The organism is Paraburkholderia sp. BL6665CI2N2, from assembly GCF_004366535.1.
Lineage (GTDB): Bacteria > Pseudomonadota > Gammaproteobacteria > Burkholderiales > Burkholderiaceae > Paraburkholderia.
The window spans coordinates 1,793,011-1,813,864 of sequence record NZ_SORC01000001.1 but is presented as its reverse complement, the minus strand read 5'-3'; the positions used below and the strand labels follow the sequence as shown (position 1 = coordinate 1,813,864).

At 63.6% G+C, this 20,854-nt stretch carries 24 protein-coding genes; 16 read left to right on the top strand and 8 right to left on the bottom strand.

The genetic code is table 11. The features are described from left to right. Nucleotides 1-146: 146 nt before the first annotated feature. The 7 genes from B0G81_RS08160 to B0G81_RS08130 all read left to right on the top strand — a co-directional run bounded on the left by B0G81_RS08160 (nucleotide 147) and on the right by B0G81_RS08130 (nucleotide 6,829). Entirely contained in the window at nucleotides 147-1,184 is a 1,038-nt protein-coding gene (locus tag B0G81_RS08160) for an AraC family transcriptional regulator (RefSeq protein WP_134134291.1), read from the top strand. A gap of 84 nt (nucleotides 1,185-1,268) precedes the next feature. Next, a complete protein-coding gene (locus B0G81_RS08155; RefSeq protein ID WP_134134287.1) occupies nucleotides 1,269-2,855 on the top strand; it encodes a nodulation protein NfeD in 1,587 nt (528 codons plus the stop codon). Continuing rightward, complete coding sequence (locus B0G81_RS08150; RefSeq protein ID WP_106277592.1) at nucleotides 2,852-3,625, top strand: slipin family protein; 774 nt, start codon at nucleotides 2,852-2,854, stop codon at nucleotides 3,623-3,625. Before B0G81_RS08155 ends, B0G81_RS08150 begins: the two co-directional genes overlap by 4 nt. Nucleotides 3,626-3,754: 129 nt before the next feature. Next, nucleotides 3,755-4,012 carry a DUF4148 domain-containing protein gene (locus B0G81_RS08145; RefSeq protein ID WP_106277590.1) on the top strand — a complete coding sequence of 86 codons (258 nt, stop codon included), beginning with the start codon at nucleotides 3,755-3,757 and terminating at the stop codon, nucleotides 4,010-4,012. A 194-nt stretch (nucleotides 4,013-4,206) separates the two neighbouring features. Continuing rightward, nucleotides 4,207-4,650 carry a YaiI/YqxD family protein gene (locus tag B0G81_RS08140; protein ID WP_134134284.1) on the top strand — a complete coding sequence of 148 codons (444 nt, stop codon included), beginning with the start codon at nucleotides 4,207-4,209 and terminating at the stop codon, nucleotides 4,648-4,650. Nucleotides 4,651-4,859: 209 nt separating this feature from the next. Continuing rightward, a complete protein-coding gene (locus B0G81_RS08135) occupies nucleotides 4,860-6,161 on the top strand; it encodes an NCS2 family permease (protein ID WP_134134280.1) in 1,302 nt (433 codons plus the stop codon). Between the two features lie 137 nt (nucleotides 6,162-6,298). Beyond that, complete coding sequence (locus B0G81_RS08130; protein ID WP_116120668.1) at nucleotides 6,299-6,829, top strand: cytochrome b; 531 nt, start codon at nucleotides 6,299-6,301, stop codon at nucleotides 6,827-6,829. A 165-nt stretch (nucleotides 6,830-6,994) separates the two neighbouring features. Here the strand turns inward: B0G81_RS08130 and B0G81_RS08125 are convergent, their stop codons facing one another. Next, a complete protein-coding gene (locus tag B0G81_RS08125; protein WP_012427513.1) occupies nucleotides 6,995-7,285 on the bottom strand; it encodes a DUF1488 domain-containing protein in 291 nt (96 codons plus the stop codon). A gap of 400 nt (nucleotides 7,286-7,685) precedes the next feature. Here B0G81_RS08125 and B0G81_RS08120 point away from each other — a divergent pair, with 400 nt between their 5' ends. Next, nucleotides 7,686-9,677, top strand: a complete 1,992-nt coding sequence (locus B0G81_RS08120; RefSeq protein WP_134134276.1) for a sigma-54-dependent Fis family transcriptional regulator — start codon at nucleotides 7,686-7,688, stop codon at nucleotides 9,675-9,677. 70 nt (nucleotides 9,678-9,747) lie between these two features. After that, entirely contained in the window at nucleotides 9,748-10,047 is a 300-nt protein-coding gene (locus B0G81_RS08115) for a 2Fe-2S iron-sulfur cluster-binding protein (RefSeq protein WP_134134274.1), read from the top strand. Between the two features lie 80 nt (nucleotides 10,048-10,127). Here B0G81_RS08115 and B0G81_RS08110 read toward each other — a convergent pair whose 3' ends face one another. Genes B0G81_RS08110 through B0G81_RS08095 form a run of 4 tightly spaced genes read right to left on the bottom strand, consistent with a single transcriptional unit; the run spans nucleotide 10,128 to nucleotide 12,444 of the window. After that, nucleotides 10,128-11,285: an acyltransferase gene (locus B0G81_RS08110; RefSeq protein WP_134134272.1), complete on the bottom strand. Its 1,158-nt coding sequence runs from the start codon at nucleotides 11,283-11,285 to the stop codon at nucleotides 10,128-10,130. A 43-nt stretch (nucleotides 11,286-11,328) separates the two neighbouring features. Beyond that, entirely contained in the window at nucleotides 11,329-11,523 is a 195-nt protein-coding gene (locus B0G81_RS08105; RefSeq protein ID WP_106277577.1) for a YqaE/Pmp3 family membrane protein, read from the bottom strand. A gap of 25 nt (nucleotides 11,524-11,548) precedes the next feature. Beyond that, on the bottom strand, nucleotides 11,549-11,743 hold the full coding sequence (locus tag B0G81_RS08100) for a DUF1653 domain-containing protein (RefSeq protein WP_106277575.1): 195 nt from the start codon (nucleotides 11,741-11,743) through the stop codon (nucleotides 11,549-11,551). 56 nt (nucleotides 11,744-11,799) lie between these two features. After that, nucleotides 11,800-12,444 (bottom strand): PAS domain-containing protein, encoded by a 645-nt coding sequence (locus B0G81_RS08095; protein WP_106304227.1) that lies wholly within the window; start codon nucleotides 12,442-12,444, stop codon nucleotides 11,800-11,802. A gap of 192 nt (nucleotides 12,445-12,636) precedes the next feature. Between B0G81_RS08095 and B0G81_RS08090 the strand changes: the two genes are divergently transcribed. The 3 genes from B0G81_RS08090 to infA all read left to right on the top strand — a co-directional run bounded on the left by B0G81_RS08090 (nucleotide 12,637) and on the right by infA (nucleotide 14,109). Beyond that, nucleotides 12,637-12,855, top strand: coding sequence for a hypothetical protein (locus B0G81_RS08090; RefSeq protein ID WP_106277571.1), 219 nt, complete (start codon nucleotides 12,637-12,639; stop codon nucleotides 12,853-12,855). A gap of 568 nt (nucleotides 12,856-13,423) precedes the next feature. Next, nucleotides 13,424-13,705, top strand: a complete 282-nt coding sequence (locus tag B0G81_RS08085; protein ID WP_106277569.1) for a hypothetical protein — start codon at nucleotides 13,424-13,426, stop codon at nucleotides 13,703-13,705. Nucleotides 13,706-13,836: 131 nt separating this feature from the next. Then, on the top strand, nucleotides 13,837-14,109 hold the full coding sequence (gene infA, locus B0G81_RS08080; protein WP_012427521.1) for a translation initiation factor IF-1: 273 nt from the start codon (nucleotides 13,837-13,839) through the stop codon (nucleotides 14,107-14,109). A 240-nt stretch (nucleotides 14,110-14,349) separates the two neighbouring features. On the opposite strand, the gene B0G81_RS08075 is transcribed toward infA, so the two are convergent. After that, on the bottom strand, nucleotides 14,350-15,093 hold the full coding sequence (locus B0G81_RS08075) for a GntR family transcriptional regulator (protein ID WP_134134267.1): 744 nt from the start codon (nucleotides 15,091-15,093) through the stop codon (nucleotides 14,350-14,352). 118 nt (nucleotides 15,094-15,211) lie between these two features. After that, a complete protein-coding gene (locus tag B0G81_RS08070; RefSeq protein WP_116120657.1) occupies nucleotides 15,212-15,574 on the bottom strand; it encodes a translation initiation factor Sui1 in 363 nt (120 codons plus the stop codon). 390 nt (nucleotides 15,575-15,964) lie between these two features. On the opposite strand from B0G81_RS08070, the gene B0G81_RS08060 reads away from it, so the two are divergent. The 3 genes from B0G81_RS08060 to B0G81_RS08050 all read left to right on the top strand — a co-directional run bounded on the left by B0G81_RS08060 (nucleotide 15,965) and on the right by B0G81_RS08050 (nucleotide 19,125). Then, on the top strand, nucleotides 15,965-17,209 hold the full coding sequence (locus tag B0G81_RS08060; protein ID WP_243856389.1) for a cyanate transporter: 1,245 nt from the start codon (nucleotides 15,965-15,967) through the stop codon (nucleotides 17,207-17,209). A 178-nt stretch (nucleotides 17,210-17,387) separates the two neighbouring features. Then, nucleotides 17,388-17,963 carry an ANTAR domain-containing protein gene (locus tag B0G81_RS08055; RefSeq protein ID WP_134134263.1) on the top strand — a complete coding sequence of 192 codons (576 nt, stop codon included), beginning with the start codon at nucleotides 17,388-17,390 and terminating at the stop codon, nucleotides 17,961-17,963. A gap of 10 nt (nucleotides 17,964-17,973) precedes the next feature. Beyond that, the gene (locus B0G81_RS08050) at nucleotides 17,974-19,125 is read left to right on the top strand and encodes a CmpA/NrtA family ABC transporter substrate-binding protein (RefSeq protein WP_134134259.1); all 1,152 of its coding nucleotides are present in this window, start codon (nucleotides 17,974-17,976) and stop codon (nucleotides 19,123-19,125) included. Between the two features lie 67 nt (nucleotides 19,126-19,192). Here the strand turns inward: B0G81_RS08050 and B0G81_RS43505 are convergent, their stop codons facing one another. After that, nucleotides 19,193-19,342 carry a hypothetical protein gene (locus tag B0G81_RS43505; RefSeq protein ID WP_166678934.1) on the bottom strand — a complete coding sequence of 50 codons (150 nt, stop codon included), beginning with the start codon at nucleotides 19,340-19,342 and terminating at the stop codon, nucleotides 19,193-19,195. 403 nt (nucleotides 19,343-19,745) lie between these two features. Between B0G81_RS43505 and B0G81_RS08045 the strand changes: the two genes are divergently transcribed. Then, nucleotides 19,746-20,834 (top strand): ABC transporter substrate-binding protein, encoded by a 1,089-nt coding sequence (locus B0G81_RS08045; protein WP_134134254.1) that lies wholly within the window; start codon nucleotides 19,746-19,748, stop codon nucleotides 20,832-20,834. The last annotated feature ends 20 nt before the right edge of the window (nucleotides 20,835-20,854 follow it).

Below are 20,854 nucleotides of genomic sequence, written 5' to 3'. Positions count from 1 at the left end.
TGCTCAGCCCGATCAATCTGACTGAGCGCATTTGCCATGCTGGTACGATATCAATCCACATACGCCCATGATTTCAGGCACTTGCCGAATCGCCACAAGGAAAACGCTGAGCGCTTTTGCCAGCTTCGCCGTCAGACCGGATATGCATGAAAAACGATAAAGGGACGATTTCCGTCAGCATGGTCGAGGAAGCGCTCGCGCTGGCGCGCTCGCGCGGCCTCAACGCGCTGCCGCTTGCCGAAGCCGCCGGCATCGCCGCGCCAATGCTGGCGTCGCCGAAAAGCCGCGTGTCGTCGGCGCAATACGGCGCACTGTGGGCCGCGATTGCCCGCGCGCTGGACGACGAGTTCTTCGGCCAGGACTCGCATCGCATGAAAAGCGGCAGCTTCATCGCCATGACGCAGACGGCGCTCACCGCGCGTAACGGCGGGCAGGCGCTGGCGCGCGCGGTCGGCTTCATGCGCCTCGTGCTGGACGACCTGGGCGTGCAGATCGAAACCGATGCGCAGCGCGTGCGCCTGCGCTTCGTGGAAAACGCCGGCGCGCCGCCGCCGGCCATGTTCGCTTATGCGACCTACTTCATCGTCGTGTACGGGCTGTTGTGCTGGCTGGTCGGGCGGCGCATTCCGCTGCTCGAGGCGCGCTTTCGCTGCGCCGAACCATCCGCCGCGCACGAGTACCGGCTGATGTTCTGCGATCACATGAGCTTCGAGCAGGCCGAATCGTACGTCGATCTCGCGCCGGCCTTTCTCGAGTTGCCGGTGATCCAGACGACCAAATCGGTCAAACCCTTCCTGCGCGACGCGCCCGGCAGCTTCATCGTCAAGTACCGAAATCCCGGCTCGCTCGCGGCGCGCGTGCGCAAGATGCTGCGCGCCACGCCGATGGCCGGCTGGCCCGCGGCCGATCAGATGGCCGAACGCCTGCACGTCGCCGAGGCCACCATGCGCAGGCGTTTGAAACAGGAAGGCTATACGTATCAGTCGATCAAGGACGACCTGCGGCGCGACATTGCGATCGGTGAACTGCAGGACACCGATCGCACCATCGCCGACATCGCGACCTCTGTCGGGTTTGCCGAACCGAGCGCGTTTCATCGCGCGTTTCGCAAGTGGACCGGCATGCGGCCGACCGACTACCGGCCGGCACGCGCGGATTTCACGCGCAAGGCGGAATCGGACTAAGCTGTAAGGAGCAGGCCAGCCTTCTTTTGGGGTATCGGCCCGCGCCGGCCGATACATGTCGGCAGGGCGCGGCAGCCGTCAGCGATGAGCACGTATCCACGTCTCCCGTTCCGGCAGTCCGGCTCGCGCACGTCGCTTATCCGTGGCGATATGGTGGGCCGGTTGATGCGCGGCATGACCGTGCTCGGCGTGCTTTTGGCGTTTGGGTTCGCGTCGTGCGAATCGAATGTGACGCTGCGCGCCGCCGTCGCCCCTAATAGCGTCATCGTGATTCCGGTGAACGGCGCGATCAGTCCGGCCAGCGCCGACTTCATCGTGCGCAGCCTGCAGCGGGCGGTTGACGATCGCGCGCAACTCGCCGTGCTGCAACTGGATACGCCGGGCGGGCTCGACACGTCGATGCGGCAGATCATCAAGGCGATTCTCGGCTCGCCGGTGCCGGTCGCCACCTTCATCGCGCCGAGTGGCGCGCGCGCCGCGAGCGCCGGCACGTATATCGTCTACGCAAGCCATATCGCGGCGATGGCGCCGGGCACCAATCTCGGCGCGGCGACGCCGATCCAGATGGGCATCGGCGGCGCGGAGCCGCCGGGAGGCGGCGGAACGCCGGGCTTGCCGGGTGTCGGCGGTAATCCGGGCAGGGGTAACGCTGGCGATAGCGGCGTCGGCAACCCAACGAAACCCGCGGCATCCGCGCCCACCGGCTCCGCCAGCGCCCTGCCGCTCGACACCCAATCGACCGAAATGCGCAAGCAGGTCCACGACGCCGCCGCCTATATCCGCGGCCTCGCGCAGATGCGCGGACGCAACGCCGACTGGGCCGAGCGCGCCGTTCGCGAAGCCGTCAGCCTGTCGGCGGCGGACGCGCTCGCGCAACACGTCGTCGATCTGAATGCGCGCGACGTGCCCGACCTGCTGCGCCAGCTCGACGGCCGCATGCTCGTCACCAGCGCCGGCAACGTCAAACTCAACACGGCCAGCGCGCCGATCGTGACGCTCGAAGTCGACTGGCGCAGCCACTTCCTCGCCGTGATCACCGATCCCAACGTCGCGTTGATCCTGCTGATGATCGGCATGTACGGCCTGTTCTTCGAATTCGCCAATCCGGGCTTCGTCCTGCCCGGCGTGGTCGGCGCGATCAGCCTGCTGCTCGGCCTCTTCGCCATGCAGATGATGCCCATCAACTACGTCGGCCTCGGTCTGATCTTTCTCGGCATCGCTTTCCTGATCGGCGAGGCGTTTCTGCCGACTTTCGGTTCGCTCGGCTTCGGCGGCGTGGTCGCGTTCGTGATCGGCGCGCTGATGCTGATCGACACCGACGTGCCCGGATACGGCATCCCGCTGCCGATGATCGCCGCCGTGACCGTGTTCAGCGTGGTGTTCGTGCTGGGCGTGTCGCGGCTCGCGCTGAGCGCGCGCCGCCGTCCGGTGGTGACGGGTTCGGAAGCCATGATCGGCAGCGTCGGCGTGGTGCTCGACGGCGGCCTGTCGCCGGCGGACCTCACGGCGGACGGCGCGCTCGCCGGTTGGGCACAAGTGCATGGGGAACGCTGGCGGGTGTCCAGCACGGCCCCGGTCGCGGCGGGCCATGCGGTGCGCGTCACCGCGCGGCGCGGCCTGACGCTGACCGTGGTGCCCGCGGAAGCACGACAACAAGGAGAAAGCTCATGATCGGTTTCACATTCGGCTTTAGCAGCATTCTGATTCTGCTGGCGGCCGCGCTGGTTGCCTCATCGATACGGATTTTTCGGGAGTACGAACGCGGCGTCGTGTTCATGCTCGGGCGTTTCTGGAAGGTCAAGGGGCCGGGCCTCGTGCTGATCATCCCCATCGTGCAGCAGGCCGTGCGCATGGATCTGCGCACCGTCGTGTTCGACGTGCCGCCGCAAGACGTGATCACGCGCGACAACGTCTCGGTGAAGGTCAACGCCGTGGTGTATTTCCGCGTGGTGGATCCGGAGAAAGCGGTGATCCAGGTGGCACGTTACTTCGAGGCGACCAGCCAGTTATCGCAGACGACTTTGCGTGCGGTGCTGGGCAAACACGAACTCGACGAATTGCTGGCGGACCGCGAGCAGCTCAATGCCGATATCCAGAAAGTGCTCGATGCCCAGACCGACGCGTGGGGCATCAAGGTGTCGATCGTGGAAATCAAGCACGTGGATATCAACGAAACGATGATCCGCGCGATTGCCCGCCAGGCCGAAGCCGAACGCGAGCGGCGCGCCAAGGTGATTCACGCGGAAGGCGAACTGCAGGCATCCCAACACCTGCTGGAAGCGGCGCAGACGTTGTCGCGCCAGCCTCAGGCGATGCAGTTGCGCTACCTGCAAACCCTCACGACGATCGCCGCCGACAAGAACTCGACGATCGTCTTCCCGCTGCCGATCGACCTGCTGAGCGCTGTCCTGGACCGTTTCAGCAAGCCGTCGGCGCCGTGAACCACAGAATCATTGAGCCCGGTTTGATTCACTGGGCGAAATGGTGCATTGCCTTCAATCGCCTTACTTGAAATGCATACCAAAACTAAAATGCCGGGGTCGTTTTTAACCGCTCCACAGGAGCTCGTCATGAAAATTGTTTCTCTAGCTGGATTCGGCGCGCTGTTGGCCGCCGTGAGTATGAGTACCGCGTTTGCGCAGTCGGCGCGGCCTTACGATCCGTCGGCGCCGAAAACGCGCGCCCAGGTGAAGGCCGATCTGACCGAATGGCGTGCCGCCGGCTACGATCCGCTCGACTGGATCAACTATCCGGAGAATGCGCAGCGCGCGGGCCGCATCGTCGCGGCACGCCGGGCGCAGGAATCGGGCGGGACGATGACGCAGTAACGCGAGCCACCGCGCGGCGTGCGGCGCTGCCTGCGACTGCAACGGTCGCGGGCGTGGTTCGGCCCGCATGCCTTTCCGGCTTTCTCCGCCTTACCCTTTTTGCCGCAACATCGTCAATTGGCTTGCCGCGCCACCCCGTGCGCTGGCAAGGTATCATCTCGCCCCTTCGACAACCCGCTGCCGGAATCCGAACCATGTCAATCTGGGTTGATGCCGACGCGTGTCCCGTCGTGATCAAGGACATGCTGTACCGTGCCGCGCGCCGCACCAACACGTCGCTGACGCTGGTCGCCAATTCGTTTTTGCGCGTGCCGCCTTCGCCGCTGATCCGCGCGATCCAGGTGCCGGCCGGCTTCGACGCCGCCGACGACCTCATCGCCGAACGCGTCGCCGCGGGCGATCTCGTGATTACCGCCGACATTCCGCTCGCCGCCGCCGTGCTGGCCAAAAACGCGCAGGCGCTCGATCCGCGCGGCAACTGGTACACGCCCGGCACGATCGAAGAACGGCTGCGCATGCGCTCGATGCTCGACCAGTTGCGCAGCAGCGGCGTCGATACCGGCGGGCCTTCGGCCTTCAGTCAGCGCGACAGCAAAAGCTTCGCGGGCGAACTGGACCGCTGGCTGGCGCGCCAATGACCGCAGCCTGATGCATCGGCGCCACAATCTCCCGACGAACCACCCGTCGAATGAGCTTTTACACGGCCGCCAGGTCACACAATGCGGCACGCCGCCGCCGATCCTGACTACAATCCGGCCGTAGCCATAGCGCCCGCCACTCCGGCGACACGGCGCCTTCGCCGCCCCAATCACAACAAACGCTTTCTGAACGACGAGAGACCCGCCTCATGGACTCCATACAACGCTACTTCGGCTTCGAAGCCGCCGGCACCAACCTGCGCACCGAAGTGCTCGCCGGACTGACCACCTTCCTGACGATGGCCTACATCATCTTCGTCAACCCGGCGATTCTCGGCGACGCCGGCATGCCGAAGGACGCGGTGTTCGTCGCGACCTGCATCGTGGCCGCGCTCGCCTCGCTGATCATGGGTCTCTACGCGAACTATCCGATCGCGCTCGCGCCGGGCATGGGCCTGAACGCGTACTTCGCGTACACCGTCGTGAAAGGCATGGGGTTCACCTGGCAGGCCGCGCTCGGCGCGGTGTTCATTTCCGGCTGCCTGTTCCTGATCGTCACGCTGTTCCGCGTGCGTGAAGTGATCGTCAACGGCATTCCGCATTCGATACGCATTGCCATCACCGGCGGTATCGGCCTCTTTCTCGCGATCATTTCGCTGAAGTCGGCCGGCGTGGTGGTGGGTAGTCCCGCCACGCTCGTGACGCTCGGCGACCTGCACAATCCGCACGTGATTCTCGCGGTGATCGGCTTCTTCGCGATCGTCACGCTGGACCATCTGCGAGTACGCGGCTCGATCCTGATCGGCATCGTCGGCGTGACGGTGCTGAGCTTCTTCTTCGGCGGCAATCAGTTTCACGGCATCGTCTCCGCGCCGCCGTCCATTTCGCCGACGCTGTTCCAGCTCGACATTCGCGGCGCGCTGTCGGGCGGTGTGCTCAACGTGATCCTCGTGTTCTTCCTCGTCGAACTGTTCGATGCGACCGGCACGCTGATGGGCGTGGCCAATCGCGCCGGGCTGCTGGTGGAAGGCAAGATGCATCGGCTGAACCGCGCGCTGCTCGCCGACAGCACCGCCATTCTGGCCGGCTCGATGCTGGGTACTTCGTCGACCACGGCGTACATCGAAAGCGCGTCGGGTGTGCAAGCCGGCGGGCGCACGGGCGTGACGGCCATCACCGTAGCCGTGCTGTTCCTCGCGGCACTGTTTTTCGCGCCGCTGGCCGGCGTGGTGCCCGGTTATGCGACCGCGCCGGCGCTGCTGTACGTGTCGTGCCTGATGCTGCGCGAAATGCTCGACCTGCCGTGGGACGACGCCACCGAAGTCGTGCCGGCCGCGCTCACCGCCCTGCTGATGCCCTTCACCTATTCGATCGCCAATGGCGTCGCATTCGGCTTCATTTCGTATGCGGGCCTGAAACTGTTGACCGGCCAGGCGCGCAAAGTGAAGCTGGTGGTATGGATCATCGCGGCGATTTTCCTGTTCCGGTATTTCTATCTCGGCAGCGAGTAGGCGCGGCGCGGACGCTCGTCGGCCAAACCCGGGTCTGGATCAACGACGGTTTTATTGACGGTGCCCATTCCGGTCGGGCACCGTTTATCATCCGGTGATTCATAAAAACGATCGACCTGGACACGGGAGTTCCCTACATGTCTTACAGCCGCACCTCGGACCGCTATACGGCGCCCGCTATTTTCTTCCACTGGGCGATGTTTCTGCTGATCGCGCTGGCTTACCTCGCGATCGAGATTCGCGGGCCCAAGGGTAGCGACAGCCGCGCGCTCTGGAGCAGCGTGCATTTCTGGTGCGGCACGCTAGTGCTCGGGCTGGCCTGTTTGCGTCTCGTATGGCGACTGTGGGCCGGCGCGCCCGCCGAAGTGGACAGCAACCGGCTGCTGGCGTTTCTGGCGCGGGCCGCGCATCTCGCTCTGTACATTTTCATCTTCGCGCAGCCGCTGCTCGGTATTCTGATGATCAACACCGGCGGACATCCGGTCACGCTGGCGTGGGTCAACATCGACTACACGCTGGTCGGCGCGGATCCTGTCGCGCGTCCGTTGCTCAAGACGGCGCACGAGTGGCTCGGCAATGCGTTTTATTGGGTGATCGGCTTGCACGCGCTGGCGGCGATCGCGCATCACGTGGTGCTCAAGGATCGGACGCTGCGGCGGATGATTTGAGCGCAAGCGCGCTCACATTCGCATTCGCGCACGAGCGGCATGGCTAGCCGCGGACGGTTTGAATTTTGAAAGTTCGATGCCGCGCGTGAGTTTCCCGGACTTCTGCTTCTTGCGCGGCTGTCCTGCTCGCGGCGTCGACCGGCCGGAGGCGGGAAACGCCCTCAGTCAATTACGCCAGTTGGCCTCGTAGAAGCGCACGTAGCCGCTTCTCAGAACGAGACATTGCGCTCTCGTTTCCGAGATCAGACGCCGCGTGGCCGCTTCGATCCGGGCGCGATGCGTGTCGAATGCGCCGACCATGTCCTCCAGACGCGGCGATGCGGCGCCGTAGTGGTCTTCCAGTGCCTCCGCCGTGATCATGCATTCCACCCTCTGCCCATCGACCATCGCCGGGAACGCCAAGGTGAGTTCGCGACCTGAATATTCAGGAGTTTCATTGGGGAATAGGATCTGCATGGGTGTTCACCTGGAAGGTAGGTGCTGCGCGTGGTGTAGCCTGGTAGTGCGCACGCCGGTTGCGTCTGATCGCGTCGCTAGCGCCAACCTCCTTGTCCAATGCTGACGACGCGGGCTCGTCACCTGATTGCGGCGCGGAATAGTTCGCGGCCTGCGGAGGTGATTTGATTCACTTTAGACGAGTTCGGCCACGGCGCAAGTTTTCCTTTCCGTTTGCCTGATTTTGGTGCCGTGCGCGTTTTTTTGAGGCATGGCGCCCCTAGCGTTTCCGTTTTTTCGCTGCCGCGCGCGGCGCGTTTCGTCCTGTAATATCGGTGTTCGGCCGCGAGCGCGCATGTTGCGCTGCGGCATAGAGCGGAGGGCAACGTACCCGCCGTGTCCGTTTCACCGGAGACATGCCTTGACCCAACGTTCCGCCACGCCGCCCGCTATCGGCCGGCCCGATGTCCTCGCGCAAGCTCACGCCCGCTCGCTCGAAATCGGCCTGCGCGCGTCGGAGACACCGGACTTTCATCCGCTGCCGCGGCCGGCGCTGCGTGAGCTCGTCGAGCGCAATCAATCGCTGTTTACGCATGCGCTTCCCGTCATGGAGACGCTGCACGCGCAGATCGTCGATACGCAAAGCATGGTGCTGCTCACCGACAATCACGGCGTGATCCTGCACAGTCTCGGCGACAGCGACTTCGTCGAGAAAGCCAATCGCGTCGCGCTGTGTCCGGGCGTGTCGTGGGCCGAAGCGGATCGCGGCACCAATGCGATCGGCACCGCGCTCGTCGACGGACAGCCAACCGTCGTGCATGCGGGCGAACATTTTCTGCACGCCAACCGGATTCTCACCTGTTCGTGCGCGCCGATCGCCGATCCGTTCGGGCGCACGATCGGCGCGCTCGACGTGAGCGGCGACACGCGCGGTTTTCACAAGCACACGCTCGCGCTCGTGAGGATGTCGGCGCAGATGATCGAAAATCATCTGTTCTCCAATCAATTCGTCGACGCGATCCGCGTGCACTTTCACGCGCGCGCGGAATTCATCGGCACGCTGTTCGAAGGGCTCGCGGCGTTCGCGCCGGACGGCACGTTTCTATCGGCCAATCGCAGTGCGCTGTTTCAGTTTGGGCAGCCGCTCGCCGAACTGCAACGGCAACCGTTCGATGCGCTGTTCGGCGTGGCCTTCTCGAGGATGTTGCAGCAGATCGCGCGTGCGCCTGGTGAGAACATTCTGTTGACGCTGCCAAGCGGCGTGCGCGTGGTGGCGCGGGGCGAAAATACGCTGACGCGCTATGTCGCGCCGTCGGAGAGTCTCGCCGGCACATCACGTGCGCCGTTGTCCAGCGACGCGCGTCTTGCGCCCCGCTGCATCGATCCCGCGCCGCTGGCCACGCTCGAAACGCTCGACACCGGCGACGCGCAAGTCGCCGCGATTCTGCGGCGCGTTGCCAAACTGCGTGGCCGCGATATTCCGATTCTCGTGCTCGGCAAGACCGGCACCGGCAAGGAATGGCTCGCGCGCGCCATCCATCACGATTCACCGCGCCGGGCCGCGCCCTTTGTCGCACTGAATTGCGCGTCGTTGCCGGACACGCTGATCGAGGCGGAGTTGTTCGGCTACGAAGACGGCGCGTTCACCGGCGCGAAGAAACGCGGCAGCGTCGGCAAGATCGTGCAGGCCGACGGCGGCACGCTGTTCCTCGACGAGATCGGCGACATGCCGCTCGCCCAGCAAGTGCGCCTCATGCGCGTGCTGCAGGAGCGCAACGTCGTGCCGCTAGGCGGGACGCGGGCGATTCCGGTGGATTTGCGCATTGTCTGCGCAACGCACCGCAACCTGCGGGAGATGATCGAAGCGGGCACGTTCCGCGAAGACCTGTATTACCGGATCAATGGGCTCGTCCTGACCTTGCCGGCGCTGCGCGAACGCACCGATCTTCGCGCGCTCGTCGCGCGCATGCTGGAGTTGCAGCCCGACGGCGAACGCTTGCCACGGCGCGTGTCCGCCGAAGTACTCGAACGATTCGCGCAATGCCGCTGGCCGGGCAATCTGCGCCAATTGGCCAACGTGTTGCGCACCGCGAGCATCATGGCCGAAGGCGCGGATCAGATCGAACTCGATGATTTGCCCGAGGACTTCTTGCAGGATTGCATCGCCACCGTGGCTGAGCCAGGCGCGGACTCGCTGGCGGCGCGTGCGGGTTCCGAGTTCCGCGATGAGGTCCGCGCAGCGGCGCAAACGCAAGGGCAGCCGGCGACCAGCAAGATGGAGGCATGGCAGGCCACGCTGATCGCGCAAACGCTCGAACGGCTCGACGGCAACGTGTCGGCGGCGGCGCGCGAACTGGGCCTCGCGCGCAATACGGTGTACCGGTATTTGCGGCGCAACGGTTCGACTCATTGAAGACGCGGCAGGAAAGGCAACTGAAGCGGCAACGTGTAAAGTGTGGCGCACTCCGTCACAGACTCACACGATGTCCGACTCCACCCGCCCGCCCCTTGTTCGCGTCGAGCCGCTCGGCTGCAGCTTCGAGGCACCCGATTCGCTGACGATTCTCGAAGCCGCCGGCTTTGCGAATCTGCGTTTGCCGCGCTCATGCCGGAATGGGACGTGCCGCACGTGCATCTGCCGTCTGGTGAGCGGCACGGTCTCTTACACGATCGAATGGCCCGGACTGAGCAAGGAGGAAAAGGCGGAAGGTTTTATCCTGCCTTGTGTCGCGGTCGCCGAGACCGATCTGGTTATCGATGTGCCGGACGCTACGCCGACGTAATACGACATCTGCGCCATTGCCTCCTGCAGCACGCGCTGGCGGCGTGCCCGCCGTCTCGGTCCGCGCCACGCCCCTTCGAATCAGCGCGTGGCCTTGTCGGACAAACGAGGCTGGCCGTCCAGCGCTTGCGCCTTCCTTTTCCACGAGAAGCGCTTGATCATCGGCAGTTCGATCTTTCGATAGCTGAAGTCCGCGGCCACAAAAGAGATGAACACCAAAGCAAACGCACAGGGCAAGAAGGTCCACGCGGACGACAGGTTTGCGAATCCCGGCATGGCGGCTGTCAGCTTTCGCAAGCAGAAGATGACGGAGAAATGGCACAGGTAAATGGAATAGGAACGCTCGCCAATCCATTCGAGCACACGCGACACGAGCGTGGGATAGGTCAACCCCACACTCAGCGTCGAGAACAAAGCGATCGCCGCACCGGCGCTCACCGTCGGTATCACGTACGGCTCCTGCAGATAGTTGGGCGCGCAAAACGTCATGAGCAGCCCGACAAACAGCGCTGAGCGTCTGAACCAGGTACTTTGAACCGTGCGACCAATCAACAATCCTGGATGCGCCCGCACAACAACGAAGATGAGGGCGCCGAGAAAGAATGCCTGAGGACGTAAAGACCATGCATAGCTGAAGTTCGGCGCCGGAAAGCTCGAGGCGATCAGGGCAATCACCGCAAATATTGCCATTGCCGTTCTCAGCCGGAAAAAGGCGACGAGCAAGGCGAGCAGTATGTACAACTGCCACTCGAGCGCGAGCGACCAGAAGTGACTGTTGTAATCCGCCTGAACGCAGCGGGTCATGCCGTGCTGCGCGCAATAGGTCCAATAGAGGTTGGCAACGCCGAAAATGCCCGCCAGCGCGCCCTTCGACGCGTCCCATGCGCCCGTGACCGCCGATGTCCCCACGAGCGCGCCCACGGCGATCGAAACGGCGGCCCAGAACACCAGTGCCGGGAGCAATCGGGCGCAGCGTCTGCGCCAGAAGTTTGCAAAGGCAAACGCCCTCGGTTCACGCGCCAGATGCTCGATCAACGTCTTGCATACGAGGAATCCGGAGATCGCGAAGAACAGATCCACGCCTGCCCACGGCGTCATGAAGTCGAACAACTTGTGATACAGCGCCGGCGCCGGCAGACGATTCCAATAGTGCTGCAACATCACGAAGATAATCGCGATCGCACGAAGACACTGGATGTCGGCGTTTTTCCTGGCGCGATTGCTGGCTACGGTATCCATACGGACTTCACGTTGCGGCCGGGTGTTCGTAATAGGTCACCCTTTACCGCCCATTCCCCATCGCCCGCTCAATTTTCCTGTCGGTGTTGTACTGGCTGAGCGCATACACCGACCAGATCGCGGCCGGAATCCAGCCGATCAACGTGATTTGCAGGATCAGGCAGATGATGCCCGCAAACGGGCGGCCGATCGTAAAGAACTGGAACCACGGCAGAATGATGGCAAGCAGTAGGCGCATGCGGATTTCCCGTTGTTGATACTGACTAGTCGATCGGCGCGAAGCGCGGCGCCTTGGCGCCGTCCACTTCGATCATTTCGAAAAACACCGAAGCCGGACGCGTCCAGATCGTACCATTGCTCGCTTTATAGACGATCATCGTGACCGTCGGATCCGACTCGAGCGTGGCCTCGCAAACCAGTTCGTAAATCCCGCCTTTGTAATGCCGGTATCGCACCATTCCGTTCTCCCTGAATCGATCCATCTCGACCGTTAAGCACGGCAACGGCCGAGCCGTCAGCCGCTCTCTTTCATCTGCTTGAGGATCTTATAAACCGTGGCGCGCCCCATCGTCAGCACGGCGGCCACGTAGTTCGCGGAACTGCGGCCGCGAAACGCGCCCTGTGCGTGCAGCGCCTCGACGATTTCCCGCTTGTGCTCGCGCGTGAGCGCATTGATGCCGATCTGCCGCTCGCGCAGCCACGTGTGCAGATACGTGTTGATGCGGTCCTGCCAGTCGTCGCGGAACAGTTCCTCCGCGGGCGCGTCTGTCAGATTGCCGCCTTTGATGAACAGATCGAGCGTGGAGCGCACATCTTCGAACACCGCGATATTGAAGTTGATGCACAGCATGCCCGCCGGCTTGCCGTCGTCGTCGAACAGGATGTTGCTCACGCAACGCATGCGCCGGCCGTCCCAGTTGAGCTTTTCGTACGGGCCGATGGTCTGGCCGCGCGCTGCGTAATGGACTTCGTCAAGCACCGACGGGCCGCCGACTTCGAGCTTCGACAGGTTGTTCACGAGATAGGCGATAGTCTGGTCGCGCAGGTCGTGAATCACCACTTCGGCACACGGGTAGAAAAGCGCCGCGATGCCGTCGGCGATGGGAGCGTAGCGCTCGAGCAGCAGGTCTTTCACGGGAGACACGTTTGGGTTGCGCATGGGCAGTCGCAATGTTCGAAGGATGCGGCAACTCGCCATTGTAGCCACCCGGCCCGAGCCCGGCGACCATGGCGCCGGTGCGCCTGAAAAAAAACGAACGCCGATGCGCTTCTTTACGCGGCGAATTTTGTCCGCTTGGCGAGCGATTTTTTTTCGTGCGATAAAAGACCTATCTATTTCACGGAGCAACTGATGGCCACGCTTGAAGCGTTTCGCGCCGTGCTGGATGACGAAGGCACGCCGGAAATCATCCGCAATCACATCATCGATTCGCTGCAGTACACGCTGCGCAATCATGGACAGATTTTCACATCGAAGGAAGTCGAATGGCTGGCCGGCTGGGACGACGCCCGCATTCCGCTGGCGGCGTCGCGCGAGCTGCAGAAGCGTGTCGCCGAAACTTCCCGCTGACGCACGAGTCTGTTGATCGTCCCGTGCCCGCGCCATGACGGCGCAACCTTCACCCGGCGTGCCGCTCATGCCCCGGCATGCCGGCCGCGACCACTGGGCCGCCCTCGAAGCCCCGCCCGCCGGGCGGTTTGCCCCTGCCTGGAACTTTTTGCTATCCAATTAGCCCCATTTAGTGCATCATATTGGAATAGCTGTGCCCCGCATTCGCATTAGCAGGCAACATCAGGCAACTCCGGATAGTCTCGAACCGGCGTCTGCGCACCACCCCCGACTGTTCGACCGCCGCCCGCCGGCGATCCCGTCACTCCGGCAATGCGTCGCAAGCATTCGCCGTCGCGAGTCGTGCAGCTGAGTGTTCAGTTTTACGCGCCCGGTGTCTGCGCGACATCAGCGTGTTTCTTCTCCATCGAACCCGCGATTTTTGCGCGGTCGCGCTCAAGCCCTTGCCATCGGGCCTGTGCCAACCTTTTTCCATGGCGGCGCGCCCCAAGGTGCAGCGCTGCCCGGCCTGTCGTGCCGCGCGTAACACGCGTGACACGTCGGCCACGTATTACAGGACACGTGCTTCATGAATTCAGTTGTCAAGACGTACAAGGGTTATGAAATTCACCCGCTCGTCTATCCGCGCCGCCCGGCGGACGGTCAGGCGAGCCGCAATCCGGACGCCGGCTACGACGCGTCGGTGCGCATCTGCCGCGTGGGCGCCAATGCGGCGGCCGACGGGCGTGTGTTCCGTCTGCAGTACCTGTTTCCGTTCGACGGCACGGGCAAGGCGCGCATTGCGTGCATGGCCCACGCCGAACAATTGATCGACGGCCGCGTAGACGGCCAGTCCGTCGCCGATCTTTGAGCGGTACTATCGGCACATAGGCCGATACCGCAGTACGGCGGGCTCGAAAAGCCCGCTTTTGCCCCCATCTGATGTTGTGCTGCCCGGCGTGGGCGACCAACACCCCTTATCCCATCGACCAGGAGTTATGCATGGCGAAAGAAGAACTGCTTGAACTTGACGGTATCGTCGACGAAGTACTTCCGGACAGCCGTTACCGCGTGACGCTCGACAACGGCGTCGTGGTAGGCGCTTACGCGTCCGGACGCATGCGCAAGAACCACATCCGTATTCTCGCGGGCGACCGCGTGACGCTGGAACTGTCGGTCTACGATCTGACCAAAGGCCGGATCAATTTCCGTCACAAAGACGAGCGCGCCACCGGTGGCGGCGGTGCTCGCAACACGCAATTCCGTCGCCGTTAAGGCTGGCGGCACGCTGACCGCGCCCCGCACGGTCCTGGCGTGATCCATTGCGATTGAGTTGTACGCGAAGCCATTCGCGCGCCTTCTCCGGCTTGACTCGCTGATCCATTCACTCGAGCCTGAGCGGCGCGCTGCGGCATCGCTTTGTCGCAGCCGGGTTTTGCCCGGATTTCTCAAGCACTGGCGCTTTCCACTGCCAGCAGGCGCTTCGCAGCCGTCTCGCCTCCTCCATACGCACGCTTAAAGTCCGTACACCGCCCCGAGATCTTCTCCAGCGGCGCTTTTGCGCACCTGCTCGATTACCCGCTCTTCCAGTTCCGCAAGATGTTCGCGCATCGCCGACAGGGCGACGTCGAGGTCGCCCGCGTCGAGTGCGTCGATGATTTGCGTGTGTTCATCCGCGGAGCAGGTCGAGCCCTTGGACGGGTCGAAGAGCGCTTTGTACAGCTCGGTCTTGGCGACCAGTTGCCCGACCAGCCCGAGCAATTCCGTGCCGCCGGCCAGCTCCGTCAGCAGCACATGAAACTGGCCGGCAAGGCGCACGGATTCTTCGACCGCGCCCGCTCTCATTGCCTTCTCCTCGCTGCGCACGTGCGCGCGCAGGCTCCGCTTGTGCGGCGCGCTCAACGCCCCGCACAAAGCGGCAACGATGCCCGCCTCGACGATCTGCCGCGCGCGATACACCTGGCGAATGTCCTCTTCCGACGGCGACGGCACGAACGCCCCGCGATTCGCCTCCAGCACGAGCTTGCCCTCGAAGCCTAGCCGCGCCAGCACCTTGCGCAGCGCGCCGCGCGTGCAGCCGAACGCGGCGGCGAGATCGCGTTCGACGAGTTGCGCGCCCGGCCGCAGGCGCCCTTGCAACAACGCCGCGGTGATGGACGCATAAATGCGCTCTTCGACGCTGATCGCGTCGTCGTCGCTTGCGGCTTGAATAGGCGTTTCGGTGTCGGCAGGCGACGAAGGGCGGGGACGGGGAGCCATGAATTCAGTAGTCGGGAATGGAGCGATGTCGGCAGGCATTCTAGCGGCAGCGGCTCCGGCCGTCAGTCGCGCTCCCATTGAGAAAGCCGCTTTGCAGGGAGACGTTCAAGGGTCGAGCTTAACCCCCAGCCCGCTTCGCCTGATGGCCGGCCTTCTTTAGCGCCTCGATCACCCGTTCGCAATGATCGCCCTGCACTTCGATCACGCCATCCTTAACCGTACCGCCAGAACCGCAGGCCGTGCGTAACTGCTTGCCTAGCGAGGCCAAGGCGAGAGGATCGAGCGCGAGCCCCTTCACGAGCGTCACGCTTTTCCCGCCTCGGCCCTTGGTCTCGCGAGACACTCGCACCATGCCGTCACCCGCCGCTCGTGTCCTGGCGATCGTCTTGCAGACACATTGCGCGAGCGCCCGGCTGCATTCGGGACACATGCGGCCGTTTTCGGTGGAATAGACAAGGCCGCCTTTCGAACTGGTTTTCATCGTGCATCGTGATTTTGCTGACAACCGACAGCATATCCTGCCCATGGAAAGTCGCCAGCCAAGGCAACACGAATGCTTTAGTCGGCCTCGAGCTTACGACGTACGTGTGCGTAACGTCGATCGAGGCGCTGACGCACACAGCGTGTCGTACACCATGCCGAACGTCTCCCGGACGAAGCGTTTGCAGCGCTCGTCGGCGAGGCCACCCGGCTGATCACGCGGTATCTGCAGTGCTATCCGGATGGAAGGAGAGCGGCGAGCGTCCGCAAAAGCGTCTCGCGTTATACCGGTCATCACGAAAATGGTTAACCATTTCTTGATATTATGGTTGACCAAAAAAGCGCCTTGCACGGTTTTTCACGCCGCCCATCCCTCTCCACCAGGACCAAAGTGACTCCGCCCTCCAGCGCCAATCCGACCCATGCTCCCGCTCACCACGCCACCGCGGCACTACGGTGGCAGGACGTCGTCTGGCTGGCGGCGATCGTCGTGATCGGCATCAATCTGCGTCCGCTGCTCACATCGATCAGTCCTTTGATGACGACGATCCGCGCCGCAACCGGCCTCAGCTTCTACGGCGCGTCGTTGCTGACCAGCCTGCCGGTCGTCGCGATGGGCATCGGTGCATTCGGTGCGGGCGCGTTGACCCGCACGGTCGGCGAAACACGCGGTGTCGCGCTCGGCTTGCTGGCCATCGCGCTGGCTTGCGCGGCGCGGTGGACCGCGTCGACCGGCGCGGCGCTGCTCGCCACGGCGTTGCTCGCCGGCGTGGGCGTCGCGGCGATTCAGGCGCTGCTGCCCGCCTTGATGAAGCAGCGCTTTCATGCGCGCGTGCCGCTCGCGATGGGCGTGTTCTCCGCGTCGATCATGGGCGGCGGCGGCCTGGGCGCGAGTTTGAGTCCGTGGGTGAGTCGCGCGGCGCAGTCATGGCATGCGGGGCTCGCGGTGTGGGCGCTTCCGGCTTGCGTCGCGCTGCTGTGCTGGTGGGCATTGAACCGGCAGTCCCCGTCGAACGGCGCCGCCGCCCACGCTGCGTCCACGCATGCCGTCCCCCTTTCGCTATGGCGCACGCGGCGCGCGTGGACGCTCGGCCTCTACTTCGGCATCGTCAACGGCGGCTATACGAGTCTGGTCGCGTGGCTGCCGGCGTTTTACCAGCAACGCGGCGTGAGCGTCGCGGCAAGCGGTTCGCTGCTGGCAGGCATGACGGTGTTCCAGGCCGCCGCGGCTCTGTTGCTGCCGCTCGCCGCGGCGTCGTTCCGCGATCGCCGGCCGTGGCTCACGCTCGGCCTGACCGCGCAACTGGCCGGTTTGTTTGGCTTGATCGTCTGGCCCGACGCCGCACCCTTGCTGTGGGTCGGCGTGGCAGGCGCGGGACTCGGCGGGACTTTTTCGCTGACGCTAGTGACCGCCATGGATCATTCGGCCGACCATCGTGTGGCCGGCAAGCTGATCGCGTTCACGCAGGGCGTCGGCTTCATCGTGGCGGCTATCGCGCCGGTCGTGGCCGGCCTCGTGCGAGGTTGGAGCGGGAGCTTCGGCGGCGCATGGATCATGCTGGCCGGCTGCGTCGTCGCAATGATCGCCGTCGGTTTTCTGTTCTCGCCCCGCAGTTACAGCACGTGGCGCCGATGAAATGAGCGGCGCCCCCATGCGCCGCTTCGGTGCGTCGACCGGACGCGCCCCACGCAGGTGCAGCCGTGGCGGTCTAAGCGGCCGCTAAGTCCGTGCCTGCTTTCGTTTCACCTTCGCGCGTATTGGTTGGCATAGCCGTTGCTTTATACAAGGCTAGCCGTCGATAAAACCCCACTCCATGCTGCGCGTTCTCCTCGTAACCGACACCGATAAGCCCATCGGCGACCTTCGCGACGCCCTTGCCCGCCTCGGCTACGAGATGCTGGCGGGCACCGCGACGCCGCAAGCGCTGCATCGCGTGGTGCAGAGCGACCGGCCGGACGTCATCATCATCGATACCGAATCGCCGTCGCGCGACACGCTCGAACAGCTTGCCGTGATGAACGCCACCGCGCCGCGTCCGGTGCTGATGTTCAGCCACGACGCCAACCAGCAATTGATTCGCGACGCCGTCGGCGCGGGCGTCACGGCCTATCTCGTCGAAGGTCTCGCGACCGAGCGTCTCGCGCCGATCCTCGAAGTCGCGCTCGCGCGTTTTGCGCAGGAATCGCAGTTGCGCGAACGTCTCGCGCAAGTGGAGAACGAACTCGCCGAGCGCAAGCTGATCGATCGCGCCAAACGCATCCTGATGGATCAGCAGAAAATCACCGAACACGCCGCCTACGCCAGCCTGCGCAAACGCGCGATGAACCAGGGCGTCAAACTCGCCGAGATCGCGCGCGCCATTGTCGCGGCGGCTGACTCGCTCAAATGAAGCGCCGTCCATGAACTCTCCTACTTCACTCGCCACCACGTCCGCATCGGGACAGCTCGAGAAGACTCATTTGCGGCTCGGTTTCGTGGCGCTTTCGGACGCCGCGCCGCTCGTCGCCGCCAAGCTGCTCGAATTCGGCCATGCGCACGGCCTGACGCTGGAGCTGTCGCGTCAGCCTTCATGGGCCGCCGTGCGCGACAAACTGTTGTCGGGCGATCTGGATGCGGCCCATGCGCTCTACGGACTCGTCTACGGCGTGCAGCTAGGCCTCGGCGGACCGCAAACCGAGATGGCGGTGCTGATGGTGCTTAACCGCAATGGCCAGGCCATCACACTATCGAACCGTCTCGCCGATGCGCTCGCCGAACGCGGCACGCTACCCAGGGCGCTCGCCACGCTCGGCCGCAAACCCGTCTTCGCGCAAACCTTCCCAACCGGCACGCATGCGATGTGGCTGTACTACTGGCTTGCGTCGCAAGGCGTGGATCCGTTGCGCGAGATCGAGAGCGTGGCGATTCCGCCGCCGCAAATGGTCGCGGCGCTCGCCGAAGACAAACTCGACGGCCTCTGTGTCGGCGAGCCCTGGAACGCGCAGGCAGAAGCGCAAGGCGTCGGCAGAACGATGGCTTATACGAGCGACGTGTGGCCGGATCATCCCGACAAAGTGCTGGCGTGCCGCCGCGATTTTGTCAGCGCGAATCCGAATGCCGCGCGCGCGCTCGTGCAGACCATGCTCGAAGCATGCCGCTGGCTCGACGGCGCGGGACACCGCGAGGAAATCGCACGCTGGCTTGCGCGGTCCGAGTATGTAGGCATTGATGAAGCGTTGATCGCGGCACGTTTGGGCGACCAGATTGCCGCTTCCGCGCCGGGCGGTTTGCCCATACGCTTCTTCGACAATGGCGCGGTCAACTACCCGCATGCATTCGAAGGTGCGTGGTTTTTCACGCAATTCGAACGATGGGGCATGATCGACGCGCGTGCGGATTATGCGGACGTCGCCGCGCGGATCAACCAGACGCAGTTGTATCGCGAGGCGGCCGTCGCTGTGAACGTGGCCGTGCCGGAAAAAGGCGCCTCTCAGGTCTTGATCGACGGCGAAACGTGGCGCGAAGATACGTCACCCACTGCTTATGCACAGCGCTTTCCGATTCGCCGCTGAGTGGTTGACCGGTTGAGTGATCGAGTAGTCAAGCGGCTGAATGACGCCGCATGGCGTAATCGCTCAGCTAGCCGCCCCGTTCCGCCAGCAGATCGATCCGGCCTGTCACGTCGCCCCGCACGTCCAGCTCGAAACCGGGATTGATACCAGGCGAGCGCACCACCCGCAAGCGGTGGAGCGTCACGCCGCGTGCGACCTTATGCAGCAGCAGCGCCACAAGCTTGAGTCAATAGCCGTTGTCCGCATCGAGCCGCAACTACAAGAGCAATGGCCGCGATGCGCCCCGCCTGCTGCACAGCGCGATTCAGCTGCCTTCAATGCCCCTTCGCCCGCAATCGTTAGGCACCCTATCCTTCTCGACATCGATATCGCCACGGCTGCGACGTAGTAGCACACGTGCGCGCGCATCCATTTCCGTGAGAGAGAATGGTGTGGCGAAAACAGTCGTCGGCGCTCAGATCGAGACCATGCGCTCTCCCACCGAGCCGTGCGCGCTCAGTATCAGCACGGGTAGTCGACTGTCAGTGTCGCTGGTCAGCGCGTCGGTGACCAGGCGGGACAGGATCGGACTGTATTCATTCGCCTACACAAAACCAACATCGAGATATCTGGAGGACGACGTGCAAATCAACTTCAAGGCCCTGGCTGTCGCTGTCGCATTCGCAACGAATTCAGCGTGGGCGGCCATTCCACCCGGCTATCCCACTGACTACCAGGCCACGGTCGACGGCGCGAAAAAGGAAGGAAAGCTGATCGTCTATTCGGTCACGGACACCGCGCTGGTACGTCCACTCATCAAGGATTTTGAAAGCCTCTACGGCGTCAAAGTCGAATACAACGACATGAACACCACCGAGCTGTACAACCGCTACATCAGCGAAAACGCGGCCAGCAGCGTGAGCGCCGATGTGCTGTGGAGCTCGGCCATGGACCTGCAGATCAAGCTCGTCAACGACGGCCTGATGACCACTTACGAATCCCCCGAAGCGAAGCAGTTGCCGCAGTGGGCGCAGTACCGGAAGCAGGCTTACGGCACCACGTACGAGCCGCTCGCGATCGTCTATAACAAACGCCTCATGCCGGCCGGCGAGGTGCCGCAAACGCGCGCCGATCTGATCAAACTGCTGCAAGCCAAACCCGACAGGTTCAAAGGCCGCGTCACCACTTACGACATCGAAAAGTCCGGCGTCGGCTTCAACTATCTGACCCAGGACGTACGCGTCGACCCGCAGGTCACGTGGAATCTGGTCAAGGCCATGGGCGCCACCGGCCCGAAGCTGCAATCGAGCACGGGCGCGATGATGGAGCGCATCTCCTCGGGCGAGAACCTGATCGGCTACAACATTCTCGGCTCGTACGCGGTCATCAAGGCGAAGAAAGATCCATCTATCGGTTATGTCTACCCGAAAGACTACACGCTGGTGGCGAGCCGGCTCGTGACGATTTCGAAGAAAGCGCAAAGCCCGAACGCCGCGAAGCTGTGGGTCGACTATCTGCTCTCGCGACGCGGCCAGACGCTGTTGGCGAATCAGGCGGGTCTGTTCTCGATTCGCGGCGATGTGGAAGGCGAAACGTCGATGGCGGCCCTCACGAAGCAACTCGGCAACTCGCTTAAACCAGTCCCTATCGGCGCGGAACTGCTGGTCTATCTCGATCAGTCGAAGCGCCTCGAATTCCTCAAGCAGTGGCAACAGTCCATCAGGCGCTAGCCGTTCGCGTTTGACACCCA

Coding starts and splice junctions, on each gene's coding strand:
- B0G81_RS08110 (WP_134134272.1), bottom strand. CDS start 11,285: ATGGATACCGTAGCCAGCAATCGCGCCAGGAAAAACGCCGACATCCAG.
- B0G81_RS08145 (WP_106277590.1), top strand. CDS start 3,755: ATGAAAATTGTTTCTCTAGCTGGATTCGGCGCGCTGTTGGCCGCCGTG.
- B0G81_RS08160 (WP_134134291.1), top strand. CDS start 147: ATGAAAAACGATAAAGGGACGATTTCCGTCAGCATGGTCGAGGAAGCG.
- B0G81_RS08135 (WP_134134280.1), top strand. CDS start 4,860: ATGGACTCCATACAACGCTACTTCGGCTTCGAAGCCGCCGGCACCAAC.
- infA (WP_012427521.1), top strand. CDS start 13,837: ATGGCGAAAGAAGAACTGCTTGAACTTGACGGTATCGTCGACGAAGTA.
- B0G81_RS08155 (WP_134134287.1), top strand. CDS start 1,269: ATGAGCACGTATCCACGTCTCCCGTTCCGGCAGTCCGGCTCGCGCACG.
- B0G81_RS08130 (WP_116120668.1), top strand. CDS start 6,299: ATGTCTTACAGCCGCACCTCGGACCGCTATACGGCGCCCGCTATTTTC.
- B0G81_RS08100 (WP_106277575.1), bottom strand. CDS start 11,743: ATGGTGCGATACCGGCATTACAAAGGCGGGATTTACGAACTGGTTTGC.
- B0G81_RS08085 (WP_106277569.1), top strand. CDS start 13,424: ATGAATTCAGTTGTCAAGACGTACAAGGGTTATGAAATTCACCCGCTC.
- B0G81_RS08105 (WP_106277577.1), bottom strand. CDS start 11,523: ATGCGCCTACTGCTTGCCATCATTCTGCCGTGGTTCCAGTTCTTTACG.
- B0G81_RS08055 (WP_134134263.1), top strand. CDS start 17,388: ATGCTGCGCGTTCTCCTCGTAACCGACACCGATAAGCCCATCGGCGAC.
- B0G81_RS08090 (WP_106277571.1), top strand. CDS start 12,637: ATGGCCACGCTTGAAGCGTTTCGCGCCGTGCTGGATGACGAAGGCACG.
- B0G81_RS08140 (WP_134134284.1), top strand. CDS start 4,207: ATGTCAATCTGGGTTGATGCCGACGCGTGTCCCGTCGTGATCAAGGAC.
- B0G81_RS08095 (WP_106304227.1), bottom strand. CDS start 12,444: ATGCGCAACCCAAACGTGTCTCCCGTGAAAGACCTGCTGCTCGAGCGC.
- B0G81_RS08150 (WP_106277592.1), top strand. CDS start 2,852: ATGATCGGTTTCACATTCGGCTTTAGCAGCATTCTGATTCTGCTGGCG.
- B0G81_RS08075 (WP_134134267.1), bottom strand. CDS start 15,093: ATGGCTCCCCGTCCCCGCCCTTCGTCGCCTGCCGACACCGAAACGCCT.
- B0G81_RS08050 (WP_134134259.1), top strand. CDS start 17,974: ATGAACTCTCCTACTTCACTCGCCACCACGTCCGCATCGGGACAGCTC.
- B0G81_RS08070 (WP_116120657.1), bottom strand. CDS start 15,574: ATGAAAACCAGTTCGAAAGGCGGCCTTGTCTATTCCACCGAAAACGGC.
- B0G81_RS08125 (WP_012427513.1), bottom strand. CDS start 7,285: ATGCAGATCCTATTCCCCAATGAAACTCCTGAATATTCAGGTCGCGAA.
- B0G81_RS08115 (WP_134134274.1), top strand. CDS start 9,748: ATGTCCGACTCCACCCGCCCGCCCCTTGTTCGCGTCGAGCCGCTCGGC.